This window comes from Hyphococcus sp. D3-15 (assembly GCF_055809375.1).
Genome location: NZ_CM147910.1, coordinates 3,203,461 through 3,221,847, shown reverse-complemented (window position 1 = coordinate 3,221,847; position 18,387 = coordinate 3,203,461). Strand labels below are relative to the sequence as shown.

Here is an 18,387-nt window from a genome sequence, read left to right as displayed (position 1 = left end):
GAGTGCTGGACATGCGCAAGATGCGAATGAACCAAATTGTCATTTCGGCTTTCTGCTGCCTTACCGTATTCCAATGCCAAATCACCGCCGCCTCGGCGCGAACTGCTTCGCCTGAAGACATTTCCGAATTGCGCCGCCAGCTTGATGGTTTGCGCGCGGTGCAGGCAGAGACCAACAGGCGAATAGAAGAAATCGAATCATCTTTGGATGCGCTGGCGGGAAGCAGCGCGCAGTTTGCGGGGGCGCCGCAGCAAGCTGAAGAAAGCCCTGTTCCCGTTTCCGCCGAAGCGCCCAGTCAGAGCGACGGTGAAGCGACGCTGGAAGCAAACAATGTTCGGGAAGACCGCCTGAAAATCAACGGCGACTTCCGGCTTCGATATGAGGCCAATCCCGCATCGCCGACGCATCCCTATCGCGGCCGCGGCGTGGTCCGCGCGCGTATTCGCGCCGCCTATAAGATCAATGACTGGGCGAGCATCGGGGGGCAGTTGGGAACAGGCGATCCCAATGATCCGAACAGTGACGATGTTACCTTGTCGAATTTTGCCGACGACCTCAATGTCAGTCTTGATCAGGTTTTTGCGAGGCTGTCTTTCGGAGACGTGACATTTACCGGCGGTAAAATTCCCAATCCCTTTCAGCGCACTGATCTCGTATGGGACGGGGATGTAAACCCGCAAGGGGTCGGCGTGCGCTATGCCTCAAAGCCGGAGAGCCGGATCGATGTCGCCGCCAATGGTCTTTATTTCCTGATAGACGAAGATGTGGCCGGGCCGGACAGTCACATGTTTGGCGTGCAATCAACGCTTCGGGTCGACGCCGGTTCTCTCTGGCGGTTTGCTGTGTCGGGCGCCTATTTCGACTATTCCCTGTCGAGCCTTGCGGGCGCGGATGCGGGCGATTTTCGCGCCAATCTTCGCGCCATGGACGGAAGCTATCTGTCAGACTTTGACTTGCTCAATGTGATCGGCGCCGTCACCTATCAAGGGTTGGGGCCGAAATGGCCGGTTACGCTGACTGGTGATTTTGTCAGGAATTTTGGCGCCGCGACATCGGCAGACACCGGATATGGCCTCGATATCATGCTTGGCCGGGGCGGCCAGTCGGGCGATTGGCGGTTCGGCTATGGCTATCTCCAGACGGAGGCCGATGCGGTCCTTGCAGCCTTTAGTCATGACAACATTGATCTCGCCACGAATTACCGCGAGCATGCGCTGACGGTGGACTTCGCGCCGCGTGACCACGTCACCTTAAACGCGACTTATTATCGTTACCGACCACTTGACGGCGAAATCCTGAATTACTCGGGCGGCGATGAGTGGCGCAACCGGTTACGGTTAAATCTCATTTTCGGGTTTTAGGCGCGGGCGTTGCGCACTTGCTATTTTCCCCGTCAAAGCGACAATGGCGCGCAAGATGAGTTGACGGGCCCTTTCCCCATTGCGGCGATGAACACAAACTGGATTATCGAAACCAAACTCAGCCCTCCGCATTGGGGCGGCGGCTTGATTGCGCGCGAACGGCTAAATGACGAGTTTTCCCGCTGGCGCCGGTCGAAGCTGGGGTTGATTATCGCTCCTGCGGGCTACGGCAAGACCTCGCTTCTGGCGGAATGGTGCGTGCGCTGGCGGGAAGAGGGCGCGCATGTCGCCTGGTTGTCGCTGGATGATAATGACAGCGAACTTCTGCGCCTTACCTCTTATCTGATCGCAGCGATTTCAAATGCGGGGGTTCGGCTCGGCCGGCTGGAAATGGCGGCGCGGCAGGGGCTGGCGGACACATTGACGGATGCCGCATTCGCCTCCCTGATCAATCAGCTCGCCCAATGCACGCAGGATATCGTGATTGTGCTCGATGATTATCACCGTGTTCAGTCAGCGGAGGCGGACAAGCTGCTCGACGCTTTTATCGCGAGTGCGCCGGAACATGTCCATGTGTTCATCAGCGGCAGAGAGCGCCCGAAAATCGTTCACGCCAGCTATCGGGCGCGCGACCAGTTGATTGAAGTCGGGTCAGAGGCGCTGCGCTTCACCGAGGCCGAGGCGCGCGACCTATTGGGGCCCGCGATCTCCGCCAAAGTGCTGGACGGGCTGATCGACCAGACCGAAGGCTGGGCGGTTGCGCTGCAATTGGCGAAATTATGGTGCGAGGATCGTCAGGATGCGGCGGCCCCGAAAGCGGCGGATCTTTTGTGGTCTGGAAATATCGCAGATTATTTCGCCGAGCAGATATTGTTTGAACTGGAGCCTGCGCTACAGGAATTTCTGCTGAAAACATCAATCCTTGAGCGGTTCAATGCGGATCTCGCCAACACCGTATGCGGACGGGCGGATTGCGGGCAGTTGCTTTCCAGTTTGCACAGGCTGCATGCGCTTATTTTTCCGCTCGACCGGGAGCAATCCTGGTTCAGGTGTCATCAACTGTTCAGTGATTTCCTCGTTCGCACTCTGGAGAAAGAGCGGCCGCAATCCATTCCCACGCTCCATGCCGCTGCGTCTGAATGGTTCGAAAAACAGGGCTTTCTCGTCGAGGCGGTCAAACATGCGAAAGCCGCCGGAGATGTTGTCCGCGCCGCGGATATCGTTGTTTCCGCTGGCGGCTGGCGGTTGATCATCGAATATGGCGTGGGGGTGGCGAGCAGTCTGTTGCAGCAATTTTCCGCCGAGGAAATCAGGCGGTTTCCGCGCCTGCAAATTTGCCAAGCCTATCATTGCATGAAGACGGGCGACATCGCCCGCGCCCACCGGCTGCTTGAAGAATTGTCCCCATGCGCTGAGCAAGACGGCGAACATATCGACGCTGTTACAGTGAGGGATTTCGATCATGTGGGCGGGCTGCTGCGCCGCTATGAAGACCGGCCGATCGGGTTTGCAGATCTTGCGGAGACGCGCGACAAGCTGAAACGCGCCAATGAAAATGACGCCGGCGATTTGGCGGTGCGATTGACGGAGGCTTGCCTGCAGCCATTGGTGATTGGCGAAATAGAAACCGCGCAGGCCGCCAGCGGCGAGGCTATTCGCAGATTGCAGGCGAGCGGGCAGGTGCTGCCGCTGAACTATTGCTATTTTCATCTTGGTCTTGCGCAGTATCACGCCTTGAACCTCAATGAGGCGGAAGCGACGATCAGTGAGGCGCGGGCGCTGGCGGAGGAAAATTACGGTTCCGACAGCGGCCTTAAAAACATTGCCGACGGCTTGCTTGCGGTGATGCGGGCGGAGCGCGACGATATGGATCTCGGCGAAAGCGTTCCTCGCCAGCTCGCTCAGCTACATTGAGCGCCATGATTCCTGGCTGGAAATCTTCGCGCCGGTCTATCAGGCGGCGGCGAGCGTCGCCAATTGCACTGATGGCCATGAAGCGGTGCTGGCGATGTTGGCGCGCGGTGAAATGACGGCGCAACGGCGCCGGCTGTATCGCCTTGAATCGCTCATGCTCGCCGAACGCGCGCGCTGGCTCGTGCATTTTGGCGCGCTTGATGAGGCGCGGGCGTTGTTGACCGACAAGCGCTTGCCTTTCGAGATCGGCGCCTGGCGCGATGATCCCTATCAATGGCGCCGTCATCACGCCTGCGGCGTCGCCCGTCTCAGCCTGCAACTCGCGGAACGCCGCATTGAAGGCGCGCATGAGATCATTGACGATCTGGAAGCGGCGGCGGAACGCGGCGGCCGCGCCTATGACGCGGCGCAAGCCAGAATCATGCGGGCGTTATTCAGCTATGTGGGCAAAGAAGAAGTCAACGCGGCGACCGAGCTGTTAAAGGTCCTGGCGGCGACGGCGCCGCAAAATGCGCGTCGTCTTTTTCTGGAGATGCCCCAGGACATTGAAGACCTTCTGCGCCATTGCCGCCAGCAGAGTAAATTGCGGGCGTCGGGAAGTTTTGTGCGCGGCTTTATCGAGGACCTGCTGGAAGCGCGACGCATGCGCCGGATGCGGCTGAAAATTCACCAGCGTCTCGACCTTTTAAGCGCGCGAGAGCGCGAGGTGATGTCCGAGTTGAGCAATGGCGCGCGCAACAAGGAGATCGCCCGTGTTCTCGACATGACCGAGAACACGGTGAAATTCCACCTGAAGAACATCTTCGCCAAGCTCGGCGTTGAGAGTCGGGCGGAAGCCGTCTCGGTCGTGCGGGAGCGCGACTTAATCCACTGATTTTAATGATATTTATTTTTCTGGACGCGCCGGGGCCCGGCGCGCAGCGCCTACCCTTTTGAGTAGGGCGCGAGGCAAGCGCGCGGCGTGCGCCCACACCGAAAATCCGGCGACCTACACGGAACATGCTTTGACGGTGAGGGCGGCTGTTCGGATGGTTGGGCATGGCTGGCGACCATGAAATGCGTAACCGGAGGCATGATGCGGATTGGCGTTGACGTTGGCGGAACGAACACGGATGCGGCCCTTATGGATGGGGGCGCCGTCGTTGCGACGGCGAAGACCGCAACGACCCGCGATGTTGGTTCCGGCGTCGTAAACGCGATTTCGACCGTGCTCGCGGAAGCGGGGCAATCGCCGGCGGCGATCGATGTCGTCATGATCGGCACCACGCATTTCACCAACGCCATCGTCGAAAGAAACGGTCTCTCTCGTGTGGCGGTGATCCGGCTTTGTCTGCCCGCAACACGCAGCCTGCCGCCGATGATCGATTGGCCTGAAGACCTTTCGGACATTATCGGCGAGGATGTTTATCTCGCGAAGGGCGGGTACGAATTTGACGGGCGGCTTATCAGCCCGCTTGACCCGGATGAAATCGCGAAAATCGCTGATGACATCGCGCAAAAGGGCATCAAGGATATCGCGATCTCCTCTGTCTTTGCGCCGCTGAACGCAGCGATGGAGCAGGGCGCGGCCGAGATCATCAAATCGCGCTTGCCCGACGCGAACATAACGCTGTCTTATGAGATCGGACGCATCGGACTGCTTGAGCGCGAAAACGCCGCGATTTTCAATGCGGCGCTGACGGCGCTGGCCGATGATGTTGTGGCGGCGTTCAAACGCGCGCTGAGCGAGCTTGAAATCACCGCGCCGCTTTACATCAGCCAGAATGACGGCACGGTCATGAGCGCGGATATGGTGGCGAAGTTTCCGGTGCACACATTTGCGTCCGGGCCGACTAACTCCATGCGCGGCGCAGCGTTTTTATGCGATGTCAAAGACGCCATCGTTGTCGATATTGGCGGCACGACAACGGATGTCGGCGTCCTTATCGGCGGATTTCCCCGCCAGGCGTCATCACGCGTCGATATTGGCGGCGTGCGTACGAATTTCAGAATGCCAGACGTGTATTCCATCGGGATAGGCGGCGGCAGCATAGTCTCCAATGACGGTAGCACCAGAGTAGGCCCCAAATCTGTCGGCTATCGTTTGCCCTTGGAGGCGCGAGTCTTCGGCGGCGACGTTCTTACTGCAACAGATATCGTCGTCGCCGCGGATTGCGCTGAAATCGGAGAGCGCGCGCATGTGCGCGATCTCGATCAAAAACTCGTCGCGTCCGCGCGCCGATATATAAACGCCAGAGTCAACGAAGCAATTGACTGTGTGAAGACATCGGCGGCGAAAGTGCCGGTCATTCTGGTCGGCGGCGGGGCGGTGCTGGTGACGGAAGACCTGCCGGCGGCGTCGACAACGATCCGTCCTGACCATGCGGCTGTGGCCAACGCCATCGGCGCCGCGATCGCGCAGGTCGGCGGTGAGATCGACAAGGTTTACGACTTTGATTCGATGGGCCGGGACGCCGCGCTTGACGCCGCGCGCGCTGAGGCGCGAGAGCGCGCGGTCGCCGCTGGCGCCGAACCCCAATCGATCGAAATCGTTCATGTCGAAGAAATTCCGCTCGCCTATCTGCCGGGCGCCGTGCGCGTCAATGTCAAAGCCGTGGGCGATCTCGCCGCTATGGCGCCGGCGCGAGCAAAAGAGGTTGTGGCGCAATGACCAAAACACAAAACGCCGGTTTTGAAATCAAAGCGGAATATCTTGAGGATATGGCGCGCGGCGCGGCGTTTCTCGGCGCTGGCGGCGGCGGCGATCCCTATATCGGCAGCTTGACCGCGCTGCATGCGGTGCGGACTTATGGCGCGCCGCGCTGCATCTCCGTTGAAGAGCTTGGCGATGAGGATCCGGTATATATCGCCGCCATGATGGGCGCGCCCAGCGTGATGGTCGAAAAGCTCACCGGCATTGAAGAAGTCGAAACAGCGATCAGCGCGCTGGAAAAACAGACTGGACGGCAAGCCAAGGCGATCATGCCAGCGGAGATCGGCGGATTGAATGCGCTGGTGCCTGTCGCGGTCGCCGCCAAGCGCGGACTGCCGCTGGTGGATGCGGACGGCATGGGCCGCGCATTCCCGGAATTGCAAATGGTGACATTCGCCGTGCATGGGATATCGACCAGCCCGCTTGGCGTCGGCAATGAGCATGGCGAATATCACGTCATCAATGCGCGCGACAACAAGGCGTCAGAGAACGCGGCGCGCCGGCTCGTCATTGAAATGGGCGCCTCGGTCGGGCTGTCCTGCTATCCGATGCTCGGCGCCGACGCAAAACGGTCGGCGGTTCGCGGCACCTTGTCGCTGGCGCATGGGATCGGCAAGGCGATTGCGACTGGAAGGCGCGAGGGGGATCCGTTTGACGCGCTGATGGGCTATTTGCGGTCGACGGAATATTATAATCAATGCGGCGTTCTGTTCAGCGGAAAAATCGTCGACCTTGAGCGAAAGACCGATCGCGGATTCACCCTCGGCGTGTGCAAGATTTTATCCAACAATGGCGATGGCCGTGAAATGGAAGTGATCTTTCAGAATGAATATCTGCGCGCGCGTTGCGGCGAAAAAACAATGGCGATCGTTCCCGATCTGACCTGCATTCTGGATGCGGAAACAGCGGAGCCGATCACCACGGAATCATTGCGCTACGGACAGCGCGTCAAGGTCATGGGCGTCAGCTGCGCGCCGGTGATGAGAACAAAAGCGGCGCTTGAACTTTTCGGCCCGGGGGCTTTCGGGCTTGAAGAACCGTTCATGCCGATTGAAGACCTGATCGCCGTCGTCTGACGCGTGATCAATGCGAAAAAATTGAGGGGATTAAGAGGAGTTAAGGCGATGAGAAATATGAAATCGACTTTATTGGCGGGGACGGCGATTGCAGTAATGGCGGGGGCGGTTGTTCCGGGGGGAATGGCGCTGGCGCAGGATACAAATGCGGCGCCGCTAGATACGATTACCGTGACAGCGCGAAAGCGCGAAGAAAACATTCAGGAAACGCCGATTGCGCTGACTGCTTTTTCACAGGCGACTTTGGAAGATCGCCAGATCTTCAATGTGAATGAGATCGCGCAATACGTGCCAAACTTGCAGGCGTCATATGCGGCCGGGGGATCGACGGCGTCTGCAAGTTTTTCTATCCGCGGCATTGGACAGCCCGACTTCATCACCACAACGGATCCCGGCGTCGGGACCTATCTTGATGGCGTCTATCTTGCGCGCGTGACGGGCGCTGCGCTTGAACTGGCTGACATTGAACGCATCGAAGTCCTGCGCGGACCGCAAGGGACCCTGTTCGGGCGCAACACCATTGGCGGCGCGGTCAGCGTTGTGACCGCCAAGCCGTCCGGCGAGTTTGGCCTCAAAGGCGAACTGACCGCCGGCAATCATGGCCGCTTTCAGGGCCGCGCGATTATGGATGCGCCGCTGGTCGAAGACTTGCTGGCGGCGAAAATCGCAGTCTATGGCAAGACCAGCAATGGCTATGGCGAGGATGTGGAGCCGCTGGGCGGCGCAGGCCATCTCGGCGCCGATGACGACATCGCCGGCCGGCTGCAGCTTCGCTTTACGCCGACCGACCGGGTCGAGTTCAACCTTTCCGGCGACTATTCGCGCCGGCGCGGCACGCAAGCGCCGCAGGGCCGGGTGTTTTTCGACGCCGTCGGGGGCGCGGCCTATGATGATGGCGGCGCCAATGATGTGATCGGCGTCAATGGCGATGTGGATAGCGATGATCTGAACATGATCACCGTCGACACGCCGATGGTCGACGATCTCGATGTCTATGGCGTGTCGCTGATGTCCGATTTTGATCTTGGCGCTGTCGATCTCAAACTGATCACTGCCTATCGCGGCCTGGAAAGCACCAGCGGTCAGGATTTTGACGGCGGCAATGATCAGATCCTCAATCAGTTCATCGACAGCGATCAATGGCAGTTCAGCCAGGAGATTCAGTTCACCGGCGCCAGCTTTGACGGCCGTCTCGACTGGCTGGTCGGCGGTTACTTCTTTACCGAAGAAGGTCGCTTTGACACTGACGCGACCATCGCCGGGACGCAGGTTCTTGTCTTTACAAACAACAAGACCGATTCCTATGCGGCGTTCACGCAAGGCACGTTCCATGTAACGGAGCGCTTCGCGGTCACTGGCGGGCTGCGCTACACGTCTGAAACCAAAGAGATCGATATCGACACGTCGTTCGGCGGCTTCCCGCTGGTGACGGACGGCATCGGCGAGCAGAATTTTGACGCGCTGACGGCGAAAGGCAGTCTGGAATTTCAGGCGACCGAAGACTTGTTGCTCTATGCGTCGATTTCTCAAGGCTTCCGCAGCGGCGGCTTTAACGGCCGTCCGTTTTCGCCAACCGATTTGGCGCCGTTCGACGATGAACGCTCGCTTTCTTACGAGGGCGGGATCAAGTCCGAATTCGCCGACGGCCGCTTGCGGCTGAACCTCGCCGGTTTCGTCAACAAATATGACGATGTGCAACTGACGGCGACAACGATGGACTCCATGGGCGGTTTCATCGTCATCACCGACAATGCCGGCGAAATCAAACTCTATGGCTTTGAAGCGGAAATGCAGGCGGCGCCGACCGATGCGCTTCGCCTGTTTGCGCAGGTTGGCTACACCGACACGGACAATCTGAAACCGAAAACCGGCTTCATAATCGGCGCCAATACTTTGCCGCTTGCTTCTGAATGGACTGCCGGCGGCGGGCTTGAATACACCGTGCCGATTGGCGGCGCCTATGAGGCGACATTGGGCGCGGACGCCAGCTATAGAAGCAGCTTCTATCCGCAGTTCAATAACTCCTCCTTCGCGCAGGAAGATGGTTACGCATTGCTCAATGCGCGGCTCGCCTTGCGGCCGACGGACGCCAACTGGTCGCTGACCTTCTGGGGAAAGAACCTGACGGATGAGGTCTATCGTTCCTTCGGTCAGGACGGGCAGGGCGGCGGCGCCCCGGTCGTTGTGGCTTATTTCGCGCCGACGCGCGAATATGGCGTGACCTTAGGGTTCGACTTCTAGCAACAAACAAGACTCCAAAGCGGCTTTGCATCGATTGACTGAAAGGAAAACGCCATGACGATTGTTCAACTGGTGACGCCGATAATCACCGAAGGCGTTCGCTGCCTTGACGATGTGAAGCCGCTTGAAAAATTCGGGATTGAAATTCGTCACTCCCTTCTGGATACCGGACCCGCTTCGATTGAGTGCGAATATGACGAAGCACTCGCCGTGCCGGACACGATCAAGAAATGCATCGAGGCTGAACGCGGCGGAGCCGATGCAATTGTCATTGACTGCATGGGCGACCCCGGCGTGCGCCCGTCGCGCGAAGTTGTTTCCATACCGGTGCTTGGCCCGATGGAAACCAGCATGCATCTGGCCGCGACATTAGGCTCGCGCATGTCTGTGGTGACGGTTGTCGACGGGGTGGTGCCGATGATCGAAAACCTGGCGCGCATTTACGGCGTGAAAGAACGCCTTGCGCCGGTCCGCGTGATCGACATGCCGGTGCTTGAAATCGAAAAAGATATTGAGCGCACCAAGGCGCTTTTATGTGAAGCCTCGCAGCGCGCAGTTGAAGAAGATCGCGCCGATGTCATCATTTTCGGCTGCACCGGGTTCTTAGGCTGTGCGGACGCCATCAGCCGCCACCTTGCGGAGCGTGACCTCTCCGTGCCGGTGATTGATCCGGTGCCGGTCACGATGATGCAGGCGGCGGCGATCGCCAAGATCGGCCTGTCGCACAGCAAGCGTTGCTATGCGGCGCCGAGACCCAAAGAGGTCCGGGGCTATTAAAAAACCATGCCGTACCAGCGCAGCAATAAGCGGGCGCTGACATAAAGGATGAGTAGGGCGGTCAGGCGCTTGATGGTCAGGCTCGACAGGCCGACATTCGCCAAGCGCGATCCGATCTGCCCGCCGATCAATACGGCGGGGAACACCATCCAGTAATCGCGCATCATCGACAGCGCCTGCATGTCGCCAAGTTTCATCAACTGGCCAGTCAGCCCGGACAGGGAATTGACGAGGATGAACAGGCTGCAGGCGCCGGCGATCTCTTTCGGCTTGCCCCATCGAATAAGGTAGAGCACCGGCGCCAGAAAAATGCCGCCGCCAATACCCACAAGACCGGACAAAAAGCCTATGCCGCCGCCAACCGCCCAGGCGAGCGCGGCGGGCGGCGCTTTGATTTCAGCGTCAAGATCGCGATTACGATCCAGCGCAAGGTGAAGACCCGCGGCGAGCAGCGAAAATCCGAGCGCGCCGATAAACAGGGTTTCGGAAACCGGGATTCGCCCGCCCGCCCATGCGGCGGGAATGGAGGTGATGAGGAAGGGCGCGATGCGCCGCCATTTCAGATTGCCGGCGCGGGCGAAGGCGAACGCGCCGCCGGTAACGACGATGATGTTGCAGCTAAGCGCGACCGCCGGAAGGATGCGATAATCGGCGCCGGACAGAACCAGCAAGGCGTTATAGGTCGAGCCGCCGCCAAAGCCGACCGCCGCGTAAAGCGCCGCGGTGACGAAGAACAAAAAAATCAGCACTACAGGCATTGTTGGAACACGGTACCGCCGCTCGTTCTATTGCGCATGCCGAATGGCTGACGCCGACGATATGCGGGCTTAACGCAATAGAACGATGCTTGCAAAACCCCGCCAATCAGGAGGGGCAATGCGCGCCTGTCTCAACCCAGGCGGCGGTCAGCGCCCCGAGCGTCGCCTGATCGCCGGGCGCCGGGGTGCGGCCTTCGCCGGGATGCCAGGCCCAGTTGACGAGGTGATCGCCGCCATTATGGGCGACCAGTTCCTCGGGGCTGCGACCGCCATTGCGCTCAGGATCTTTTACCTGCGCGCAAAGTTCAGCGGGCGTGGACCCCGCCCATCCCATGCTCTGCGGCGCCAGCATCCAGGGCTGCGCACCGGGGATGGACCCTTCCATGCTGGCGAATTCGACATTTTCCGCGCCGTGGCAGGTAAAGCATTCCATGCCCGCCGCGCCCATGCCGGCGCCGCGCACGACCGGCGGCTCATGGGGATGCATGTCGTCGCCTTGCGTCGGGCCGCCGGATTTGGGGTGGCAGTTCGCGCAGCGCGGATGCAGCATCACTTTCGCCATTTCGCTGAACAGCGCGGCGGAGCGTTCTTCTACATTGTCGATTGAATCGAAGGAGATGGGCGTGGCGAGCCCGCTCACCTCGAGCGCCGCTGAGGGTTTGGCCTCTTGTTGTCCGCAAGCGGCGAGGAGCAAAAGCCCTGCGGTGGTCGCCGCAGCCGTCGCCCAGCGTGAAGGGAAGCGTGAATGATTGCGCATGGTTGATCCTTAGGACTGCAGGCTTTTGATCATCGGCAGGTTTCGCGGCGTCGCGCCGGTCAGGCGGCGCACCGCATTGGCGACGGCGGGACCGATAGGCGGCGTGCCGGGTTCGCCGACCCCTGTCGGCGGCGCGTCGGAGGCGATGATCTCCACTTCGACCTCCGGCATTTCGCTGATCCGCAGGGTGCGGTAATCATGGAAGTTGGATTGCGTCACCGCGCCGCCTTCATCGAGGGTCAGTTCATTGAACAGGATGGCGCTGAGGCCGTAACCGATGCCGCCTTCCATTTGCGCCCGGACGACTTCCGGATTGACGGCGATGCCGCAATCGACGGCGCACCAGACTTTGTGGACGCGGGGGAGGCCGTTCTCGATTGAGACTTCGGCGATCTCCGCCACGTAAGAGCGGAAGGATTCAACCACTGCGACGCCGCGCGCCCGGCCTTCCGGCGCAGACATGCCGCTGGCCAACGCATTGACGCGCTTCAAAACATTGGCGAGGCGCGCATGTTTCGGATCGGTCATCAGCGCGAGGCGCCCGTCAATCGGATCCTTGCCGGCTTTTTCGAGCAATTCGTCGATAAAGGTCTCGACCGCATAACCGGTATGGGTGTGGCCAACCGAACGCCACCACAAGGTCGTCACCGGATTATTGATGATGTGCGCCGTCACATTGTAATTCGGAAGGTCGTAAGGCGTGACCGCCGCGCCCTCTACCATGGTGGCGTCGACGCCTTTTTGCAGCATGCCTTCGAAGGGCGAGTTGGCGACAAATGATTGTCCGGCGATCACATGTTCCCATGCGGTGATGTCGCCTGCGCTGTTCACGGCGCCGCGCATGCGGTGCACCATGAGCGGGCGGTAATAGCCGCCCTGAACGTCATCTTCGCGGGTCCACATCAGTTTGGTGGGTGTTTCACCGCCCGCAGCCATAAAGACTTCTGCAGCTTCGACCGCGAAATGCGCGTCCGCTTGGGCGCGGCGTCCGAAACTGCCGCCCGCCAGCACGGTGTTGAGCTTCACCTGTGACGGTTCGAGTTTGCACACGCCCGCAATCGCGCCTTGATCCATGGTTTGAATCTGGCTGCCCATCCAGACTTCCACGCCGCCATCGGCGCTTCTTTCGAACACCGCATCAAGCGGCTCCATCGGCGTATGGGCGAGATAGGGGAACACGAATTCCGCTTCGATGGAATTCGCCGGATCGGCAAAGGCGGCTTCGTCAACCACGCCTTTTTCACCGGCAAGGGCGCCGCGCTTTTTCGTCGCTTGCCGGCGTTCTTCGATGATTTCATCTGTGGACCGTGTTTCCGCGGCGCTTTCATCCCAGGTGATGTTGAGCGCCTTGCGGCCCTTGAGGGCGGCGAAAGTATTGCGCGCATAGACGGCGACGCCGGCGCTGATCTGTTTGACATCGACGACGCCGGCGATATCGCGGGCCGCCTTGTCGTCAAACGAAGCGACTTTCGCGCCGAATTTGCGCGGATGGGCGACAACCACGGTGAGCATGTTCTCGCGATAGACATCCAGCGTGAATTGCGCCGCGCCGGTCGACTTCATGCCGGTGTCGAGCTTCGGCACATTCTTGCCGATATAGATGAACTGGTCCGGCGTTTTCAGTTTCGGGTCCGCAGGCGCCTCGAGCTTGGCGGCGGCTTCAGCAAAGTCACCGAAGGAACCGCTCTTGCCGGAAGCGGCGTGCGAGAGGAGGCCCTTCGATACGGTGATCGACGATGCAGGCACGCCCCATTCCTGGGCGGCGGCGGCGACCAGCATGGCGCGCGCGGCGGCGCCGGCTTTGCGCATGACGTCAAAAGAGGCGGCCATGGCGGAAGACCCGCCGGTGCCTTGTATGCCGCCGAACAGAACATTGCCGTAAAGGGTCGCGTCCGCCGGCGCATGTTCAGCGCGGATCTGTGACCAGTCGGCGTCCATCTCGTCGGCGACGAGGGTTGCAAGTCCGGTAAACGGGCCTTGTCCGAATTCAATATGCTTGATCAGAACGGTGACGAGATTGTCCGGGCTGATGCGCACAAATGCGTTTGGCGCATATTGCGCCTCGGCGACGGTCTTGCCGCCGAAGACAAGTTCTTCGCCGGACTGTGCGCGGGTCTTGAGCGGCAGCGTGACGGCGATGACGAGGCCGCCGGCGCCGGAGAGAAAGGCGCGCCGCGATGGCGCTTTCAACGGGGCGGGAGTATCCAATACAGTCATGTCTTAACCTCCCAGTGATCCGCCGGCGGCCTTGATGGCCTTCCGTATGCGGACATAAGTAGCGCATTTGCAGATATTGCCGGCGAGCGCATTGTCGATGTCTTCATCGCTGGGGCTCGGATTGCGCGACAGCAGCGCCGCGGCGGTCATGATCTGTCCCGACTGGCAGTAGCCGCATTGCGGCGTGTCGAATTCGGCCCATGCGTCGCGCACCGCGTTCGCTTCCGGGCTGTCGAGGCCTTCAATGGTTGTCACATCCGCGCCGTCGAGCGTGGACACGGGCGTGACGCAGGAGCGGCGCGGCTGGCCGTTGACGTGAACGGTGCAGGCGCCGCATTGCGCGACGCCGCAGCCGAATTTCGTGCCGGTGAGTTTGAGCTCGTCGCGCAGCACCCAGAGCAGCGGGGTGTCGGGATCGACATCCAGCGTGCGCGGCTCGTTATTGACGTTAAAACTTACACTCATGTCCGCGCCCTCCGATTCAATCTGCATGCATAACGGTTTTGCATATAATGAAGGCGTCACCTGCGCCTGTCTAGCAGGGGTTTGCGCCGATCAGATACGGATCGGGCAGGGATTGTGACTCAATAACGAACTCGACTCATTTTTCGATATCTTGCAGATCGTGCACTGTGTCGATATCGCGCAGGGCGCCCTTTGCGGCTACGACGCCCCATCCCTCAGGCTGCGCGGAAAGTATCGCGCGGGCGCCTTCATCGCCTTTCAAGGCGCGCAAATCTGCGAAGTAACTTGCGCCGAAAATCGCCGGCGGTGACCGGCGTTTGCCTGAGAGTGAATAGGCGATCATTTTATTGTTACTGCGCGCGCGCTCGAAAAGACTTGCGAAGTGCGACGGCGACACAAAGGGCATGTCCGCAAGCGCAATCAGGACGCTTGTCGCGCCTTGTTGTTGCGCCCAGGACACGCCTTTGCGCAAAGACGCGCTTAGGCCTTCCTCTGCGTCATCATTGATCAGCGATTCAAATCCAAGTTGTTGCAATTCGGGCGCATGGGATTTTGTTTTTTCACTGAGCACCGCCGCCCGCAGTCCGCATCCCGAACGCGCCAGCGCACTGGCGGACCGGTGGAGGACAGACTCTCCGTCAATCAGCGCCGCCAGCTTGTCGCCGCCGAATCGTCTGGCGGCGCCGGCGGCGAGCAGAATTGCAGCGCACTTGTCTTCTTTGGTCATGCCCGCCCATACGGCCAGGCGGCGAGGACGCCCGCCAGCACCGAAACCGCAAGCGCGGACGGATCGCGCGTCGCCGGGATGAGGCCGATGGGACCGTCGATGCGGGAGATGGATGCGTCATCGACGCCGCTTGCGCGCAAAGCCTCAACGCGCTCCCCGTGGGTCCGGCGGCTGCCGACCGCGCCAATGTAAAAGGCGGCGGAGGCGAGCACCGTCGGCGCCAGCGCCAGCTCCCATTCGCGATCATGGAAAAGGAAAATAAAGGCGGTCCAGGGATCGGCGGGAATCTCCGGCAATGACGAAGAGGAAGTCAGGCGGAACGTTTCGTCGGCGCCGCATTGGGTGAGGATGGTTTCATCCGGCGAGATCGCGCAAAAGCGATGGCCGGCCGCGCGGGCGATATGCGAGAGCAGTACCAGTTCCGCGCCGACGCCGGCGGCGGCGATCCTGAGCGACGGTTGATAGACTCTCGAATAGGTTTCGGCGCTCTTTTCATTTTGCGTTGCAGGCGAGATTTGTACGCCATCGGTCTGAAAACGGAGGGCGACCGGCGTGCGTTGCGCCAGCGTCGCGCAGGCTTCGTGCAGGATTTCTTCAGACGGATTGACTGAAAATAACAGATCGACTCCGGAGCCGCAGGGCAGGGTGACATCCAGAAAGCGCGAGCCCTTGCCGTAGCGGATGACGCCGCCATCGCCGCGCGCCATGGCTGCGCGCGCTTCCTCCACAATCGCGCGCTCAAGGCAACCGGAAGAAATCGATCCGGCGAAGCGGCCATCTTCGGCGACCGCCATCTGGGCGCCGCGCGCGCGCGGCGACGCGCCGTCAATCTCGACCAGCGTGACAATGGCGGCGGCGCGCCCGGCGCGGCGCTCGGCCAATGCAAAACGCAATACATCCGCGCCGGACGGGTCAAAGGCGGCGGCAATGCTCGGTAGGGGCGAATTTGGGGCTGCATCCAGCATGGTTTATTCTTAACGCGTGGCGGCGTCCGGCGCCATATGGGCCGGCGGCTTTCGGCGTCTCTTGACGGGCCGCCCCGAGGATGAGATGAGAGTTTCATGAACCGGATGCAAACATTCTCAAACTGGTGGCGGCTGTCTCAATAGGGACGGCTCAGACTTTGACGCCGTCTCGCTAGCGAGGTGGTGTGCATTCCCGGATATACGCCTCGCCGGCAGCCGGCGCCCGAACAGAGGCGGAGATGACTCAAAAAGACTATACAACCGCAGGCGGCGTCCGCGTGACGCGCGAGATCGTTCCCACGTCCTATGAGGCGGGGATCGGCGCGCTGTGCCGTGACATGGATACACGCTGCGGCGTGGTGCTGGCGTCGGGGTTTGAGTTTCCCGGACGTTACAGTCGTCTCGATATGGGGTTTGTCGATCCGCCGGTGCATATCGTCAGCCGCGGTCAGGATTTCACCATCCGCGCCCTGAACGAACGCGGCGAAGTGTTGCTGCCCGCCTTCGTTCCCGCGCTTGAGGCGAATGACCATGTTGTGGTCGAACGGGTTGCGGCCGATTGCATCACCGGCTCGGTCAAGCAGGCGACGCAATCGGTTCCCGAAGAAGAGCGGAGTCGCCAGCCCTCGATTTTTTCCATGTTGCGCGCCTGCCGCGATGCGTTCGCCGCCTCCGATGACCGTCATCTCGGGCTCTATGGCGCCTTCGCCTATGACCTTTGTTTCCAGTTCGAGCCGATCAACCTTCGTCTTGAACGGCCGGAGGATCAGCGCGATCTGTCGCTGTTCCTTCCCGATGAAATCACCATTGTCGATCATGTGCGCAAGGAAGCGCTGATCTATCGCTATGATTTCGCGGTGGGCGAGCGCTCGACCGCCGGCATGGCGCGGCTGACCCAGGACGATCCGATCAAGGTCGGCGGGCATGATTTCGAAGCGACGTCCGATCATGCGCCGGGAGAATATCCGGCCCTGGTGGAAAAGGCGCGCGAGGCGTTTTATCGCGGCGATCTGTTTGAAACCGTGCCCGGCCAGACTTTCCGGGAGCCGCTTGATTCACGGCCCAGCGCGATTTTTGAACGGCTGTGCACTGAAAACCCGTCGCCTTATGGCGCCTTCATGAATCTTGGCGCGGGCGAAGCGCTGGTCGCCGCCTCGCCGGAAATGTATGTGCGGGTCGAGGGCGACCGGGTCGAGACGTGCCCGATCTCCGGCACGGCGCCGCGCGGGCGCGACGCGCTGGAGGATGCGGAGAATGTCCGCATACTGCTCAATTCGGAAAAAGACGCCGCCGAACTCACCATGTGCACCGATGTGGATCGCAATGATAAATCGCGCATCTGCACGCCGGGCTCGGTAAAAGTGCTCGGCCGCCGTCAGGTGGAGTTCTATTCAAAGCTCATCCACACGGTCGATCATGTGGAGGGCTATCTGGCGCCGGGCTATGACAGCCTTGATGCGTTTCTCACCCATATGTGGGCGGTGACGGTCACCGGCGCGCCGAAAGTCTGGGCGATGCAATTCATCGAGGACAATGAGAAAACCCCGCGCCGCTGGTATGGCGGCGCCATCGGGCGGCTGACCTTTGATGGCGATATGAATACCGGGCTGACCATCCGCACGACGCGCCTGAAAGACGGCGTGGCGGAAGTGCGCGCCGGGGCGACGCTGCTTTATGATAGCGACCCGGAAGCGGAAGATGCGGAATGCCGTCTTAAGGCGTCTGCATTATTCGCGGCGATCCGCGGCGCAGGCAAGGGTGCGGCGGCGCCGTCAAAACCAGCCAAGCCGCCGCTGCGGCGCATTCTGGTGGTCGATCATCAGGATTCTTTCGTCCACACGCTGGGCAGTTATTTCCGCCAACTCGGCGGCGAGGTGACGACCTTGCGTCCCGATGCGGCGCGCGAAGCGATCAAGGCGCGCGATGACATCGATCTTGTGGTCCTGTCGCCGGGGCCGGGACGGCCGTCTGATTTTCAGACTGCAGAAACTCTCGCGCTGATCGAGCAGAAAGACCTGCCGGTGTTCGGCGTGTGCCTCGGCTTGCAGGCGATGGTGGAATATCTCGGCGGTTCGCTCGACGTGCTTGCATATCCGATGCACGGCAAAATGAGCCACGCGGTCAGCGGCGGCGGGCGCTTGTTCAAGGGCCTGCCCGAAAGGTTTGAGGTCGGACGCTATCACTCGCTCTACGCCAATCGCGGCGTCTTTCCGGACAGTCTCGAGGCGACGGCGCAAACCGATGACGACGTGATCATGGCGGTTGAGCACAAAACTTTGCCTTGGGCCGCGGTGCAGTTCCATCCGGAATCGATTCTGACCTCGCCGCAGGCGACCGGCCTGCCGTTGCTGCGCAATGCGCTGGAAGCTTTGTGCCCGAAGAATTCGGAGTAGCGTTCAAACACGACCCGCTCTTCCCCGCGCAAGCGGGGATCCAG

14 protein-coding genes are annotated in these 18,387 nt (G+C 60.6%); 8 read left to right on the top strand and 6 right to left on the bottom strand.

Features of this window, described 5'->3' with window-relative positions; translation table 11 throughout:
- Nucleotides 1-26: 26 nt before the first annotated feature.
- From AC0L8G_RS15800 to AC0L8G_RS15770, 7 genes are all read left to right on the top strand, one after another.
- Entirely contained in the window at nucleotides 27-1,361 is a 1,335-nt protein-coding gene (locus AC0L8G_RS15800) for a putative porin (protein ID WP_473385129.1), read from the top strand.
- 60 nt (nucleotides 1,362-1,421) lie between these two features.
- Nucleotides 1,422-3,275 carry a winged helix-turn-helix domain-containing protein gene (locus AC0L8G_RS15795; protein WP_473385128.1) on the top strand — a complete coding sequence of 618 codons (1,854 nt, stop codon included), beginning with the start codon at nucleotides 1,422-1,424 and terminating at the stop codon, nucleotides 3,273-3,275.
- Complete coding sequence (locus tag AC0L8G_RS15790) at nucleotides 3,226-4,149, top strand: LuxR C-terminal-related transcriptional regulator (RefSeq protein ID WP_473388892.1); 924 nt, start codon at nucleotides 3,226-3,228, stop codon at nucleotides 4,147-4,149. Before AC0L8G_RS15795 ends, AC0L8G_RS15790 begins: the two co-directional genes overlap by 50 nt.
- A gap of 201 nt (nucleotides 4,150-4,350) precedes the next feature.
- A complete protein-coding gene (locus AC0L8G_RS15785; RefSeq protein ID WP_473388890.1) occupies nucleotides 4,351-5,925 on the top strand; it encodes a hydantoinase/oxoprolinase N-terminal domain-containing protein in 1,575 nt (524 codons plus the stop codon).
- Nucleotides 5,922-7,043, top strand: coding sequence for a DUF917 domain-containing protein (locus AC0L8G_RS15780; protein WP_473385127.1), 1,122 nt, complete (start codon nucleotides 5,922-5,924; stop codon nucleotides 7,041-7,043). The genes AC0L8G_RS15785 and AC0L8G_RS15780 overlap by 4 nt, the downstream gene beginning before the upstream one ends.
- 48 nt (nucleotides 7,044-7,091) lie before the next feature.
- Nucleotides 7,092-9,284 carry a TonB-dependent receptor gene (locus AC0L8G_RS15775; RefSeq protein ID WP_473385126.1) on the top strand — a complete coding sequence of 731 codons (2,193 nt, stop codon included), beginning with the start codon at nucleotides 7,092-7,094 and terminating at the stop codon, nucleotides 9,282-9,284.
- A gap of 54 nt (nucleotides 9,285-9,338) precedes the next feature.
- Nucleotides 9,339-10,061, top strand: coding sequence for an aspartate/glutamate racemase family protein (locus AC0L8G_RS15770; protein WP_473385125.1), 723 nt, complete (start codon nucleotides 9,339-9,341; stop codon nucleotides 10,059-10,061).
- On the opposite strand, the gene AC0L8G_RS15765 is transcribed toward AC0L8G_RS15770, so the two are convergent.
- The 6 genes from AC0L8G_RS15765 to AC0L8G_RS15740 all read right to left on the bottom strand — a co-directional run bounded on the left by AC0L8G_RS15765 (nucleotide 10,058) and on the right by AC0L8G_RS15740 (nucleotide 15,950).
- On the bottom strand, nucleotides 10,058-10,819 hold the full coding sequence (locus AC0L8G_RS15765) for a sulfite exporter TauE/SafE family protein (RefSeq protein WP_473385124.1): 762 nt from the start codon (nucleotides 10,817-10,819) through the stop codon (nucleotides 10,058-10,060). The genes AC0L8G_RS15770 and AC0L8G_RS15765 overlap by 4 nt on opposite strands.
- A 106-nt stretch (nucleotides 10,820-10,925) precedes the next feature.
- Nucleotides 10,926-11,576 (bottom strand): Isoquinoline 1-oxidoreductase subunit, encoded by a 651-nt coding sequence (locus AC0L8G_RS15760; protein WP_473385123.1) that lies wholly within the window; start codon nucleotides 11,574-11,576, stop codon nucleotides 10,926-10,928.
- 9 nt (nucleotides 11,577-11,585) lie between these two features.
- Nucleotides 11,586-13,793: a xanthine dehydrogenase family protein molybdopterin-binding subunit gene (locus tag AC0L8G_RS15755; RefSeq protein ID WP_473385122.1), complete on the bottom strand. Its 2,208-nt coding sequence runs from the start codon at nucleotides 13,791-13,793 to the stop codon at nucleotides 11,586-11,588.
- Between the two features lie 3 nt (nucleotides 13,794-13,796).
- Nucleotides 13,797-14,258 carry a (2Fe-2S)-binding protein gene (locus AC0L8G_RS15750; RefSeq protein WP_473385121.1) on the bottom strand — a complete coding sequence of 154 codons (462 nt, stop codon included), beginning with the start codon at nucleotides 14,256-14,258 and terminating at the stop codon, nucleotides 13,797-13,799.
- A 136-nt stretch (nucleotides 14,259-14,394) separates the two neighbouring features.
- Nucleotides 14,395-14,985: a nucleotidyltransferase family protein gene (locus tag AC0L8G_RS15745; RefSeq protein WP_473385120.1), complete on the bottom strand. Its 591-nt coding sequence runs from the start codon at nucleotides 14,983-14,985 to the stop codon at nucleotides 14,395-14,397.
- Nucleotides 14,982-15,950, bottom strand: a complete 969-nt coding sequence (locus AC0L8G_RS15740) for an XdhC family protein (protein ID WP_473385119.1) — start codon at nucleotides 15,948-15,950, stop codon at nucleotides 14,982-14,984. Before AC0L8G_RS15740 ends, AC0L8G_RS15745 begins: the two co-directional genes overlap by 4 nt.
- Before the next feature lie 239 nt (nucleotides 15,951-16,189).
- Between AC0L8G_RS15740 and AC0L8G_RS15735 the strand changes: the two genes are divergently transcribed.
- On the top strand, nucleotides 16,190-18,343 hold the full coding sequence (locus AC0L8G_RS15735) for an anthranilate synthase component I (RefSeq protein ID WP_473385118.1): 2,154 nt from the start codon (nucleotides 16,190-16,192) through the stop codon (nucleotides 18,341-18,343).
- Nucleotides 18,344-18,387 lie beyond the last annotated feature (44 nt).

Excerpts from the sequence above, each read along its gene's own strand:
- AC0L8G_RS15780 (WP_473385127.1), top strand. The coding sequence starts at position 5,922 with ATGACCAAAACACAAAACGCCGGTTTTGAAATCAAAGCGGAATATCTT.
- AC0L8G_RS15750 (WP_473385121.1), bottom strand. The coding sequence starts at position 14,258 with ATGAGTGTAAGTTTTAACGTCAATAACGAGCCGCGCACGCTGGATGTC.
- AC0L8G_RS15735 (WP_473385118.1), top strand. The coding sequence starts at position 16,190 with ATGACTCAAAAAGACTATACAACCGCAGGCGGCGTCCGCGTGACGCGC.
- AC0L8G_RS15775 (WP_473385126.1), top strand. The coding sequence starts at position 7,092 with ATGAGAAATATGAAATCGACTTTATTGGCGGGGACGGCGATTGCAGTA.
- AC0L8G_RS15800 (WP_473385129.1), top strand. The coding sequence starts at position 27 with ATGAACCAAATTGTCATTTCGGCTTTCTGCTGCCTTACCGTATTCCAA.
- AC0L8G_RS15740 (WP_473385119.1), bottom strand. The coding sequence starts at position 15,950 with ATGCTGGATGCAGCCCCAAATTCGCCCCTACCGAGCATTGCCGCCGCC.
- AC0L8G_RS15760 (WP_473385123.1), bottom strand. The coding sequence starts at position 11,576 with ATGCGCAATCATTCACGCTTCCCTTCACGCTGGGCGACGGCTGCGGCG.
- AC0L8G_RS15770 (WP_473385125.1), top strand. The coding sequence starts at position 9,339 with ATGACGATTGTTCAACTGGTGACGCCGATAATCACCGAAGGCGTTCGC.
- AC0L8G_RS15765 (WP_473385124.1), bottom strand. The coding sequence starts at position 10,819 with ATGCCTGTAGTGCTGATTTTTTTGTTCTTCGTCACCGCGGCGCTTTAC.
- AC0L8G_RS15755 (WP_473385122.1), bottom strand. The coding sequence starts at position 13,793 with ATGACTGTATTGGATACTCCCGCCCCGTTGAAAGCGCCATCGCGGCGC.
- AC0L8G_RS15745 (WP_473385120.1), bottom strand. The coding sequence starts at position 14,985 with ATGACCAAAGAAGACAAGTGCGCTGCAATTCTGCTCGCCGCCGGCGCC.
- AC0L8G_RS15785 (WP_473388890.1), top strand. The coding sequence starts at position 4,351 with ATGCGGATTGGCGTTGACGTTGGCGGAACGAACACGGATGCGGCCCTT.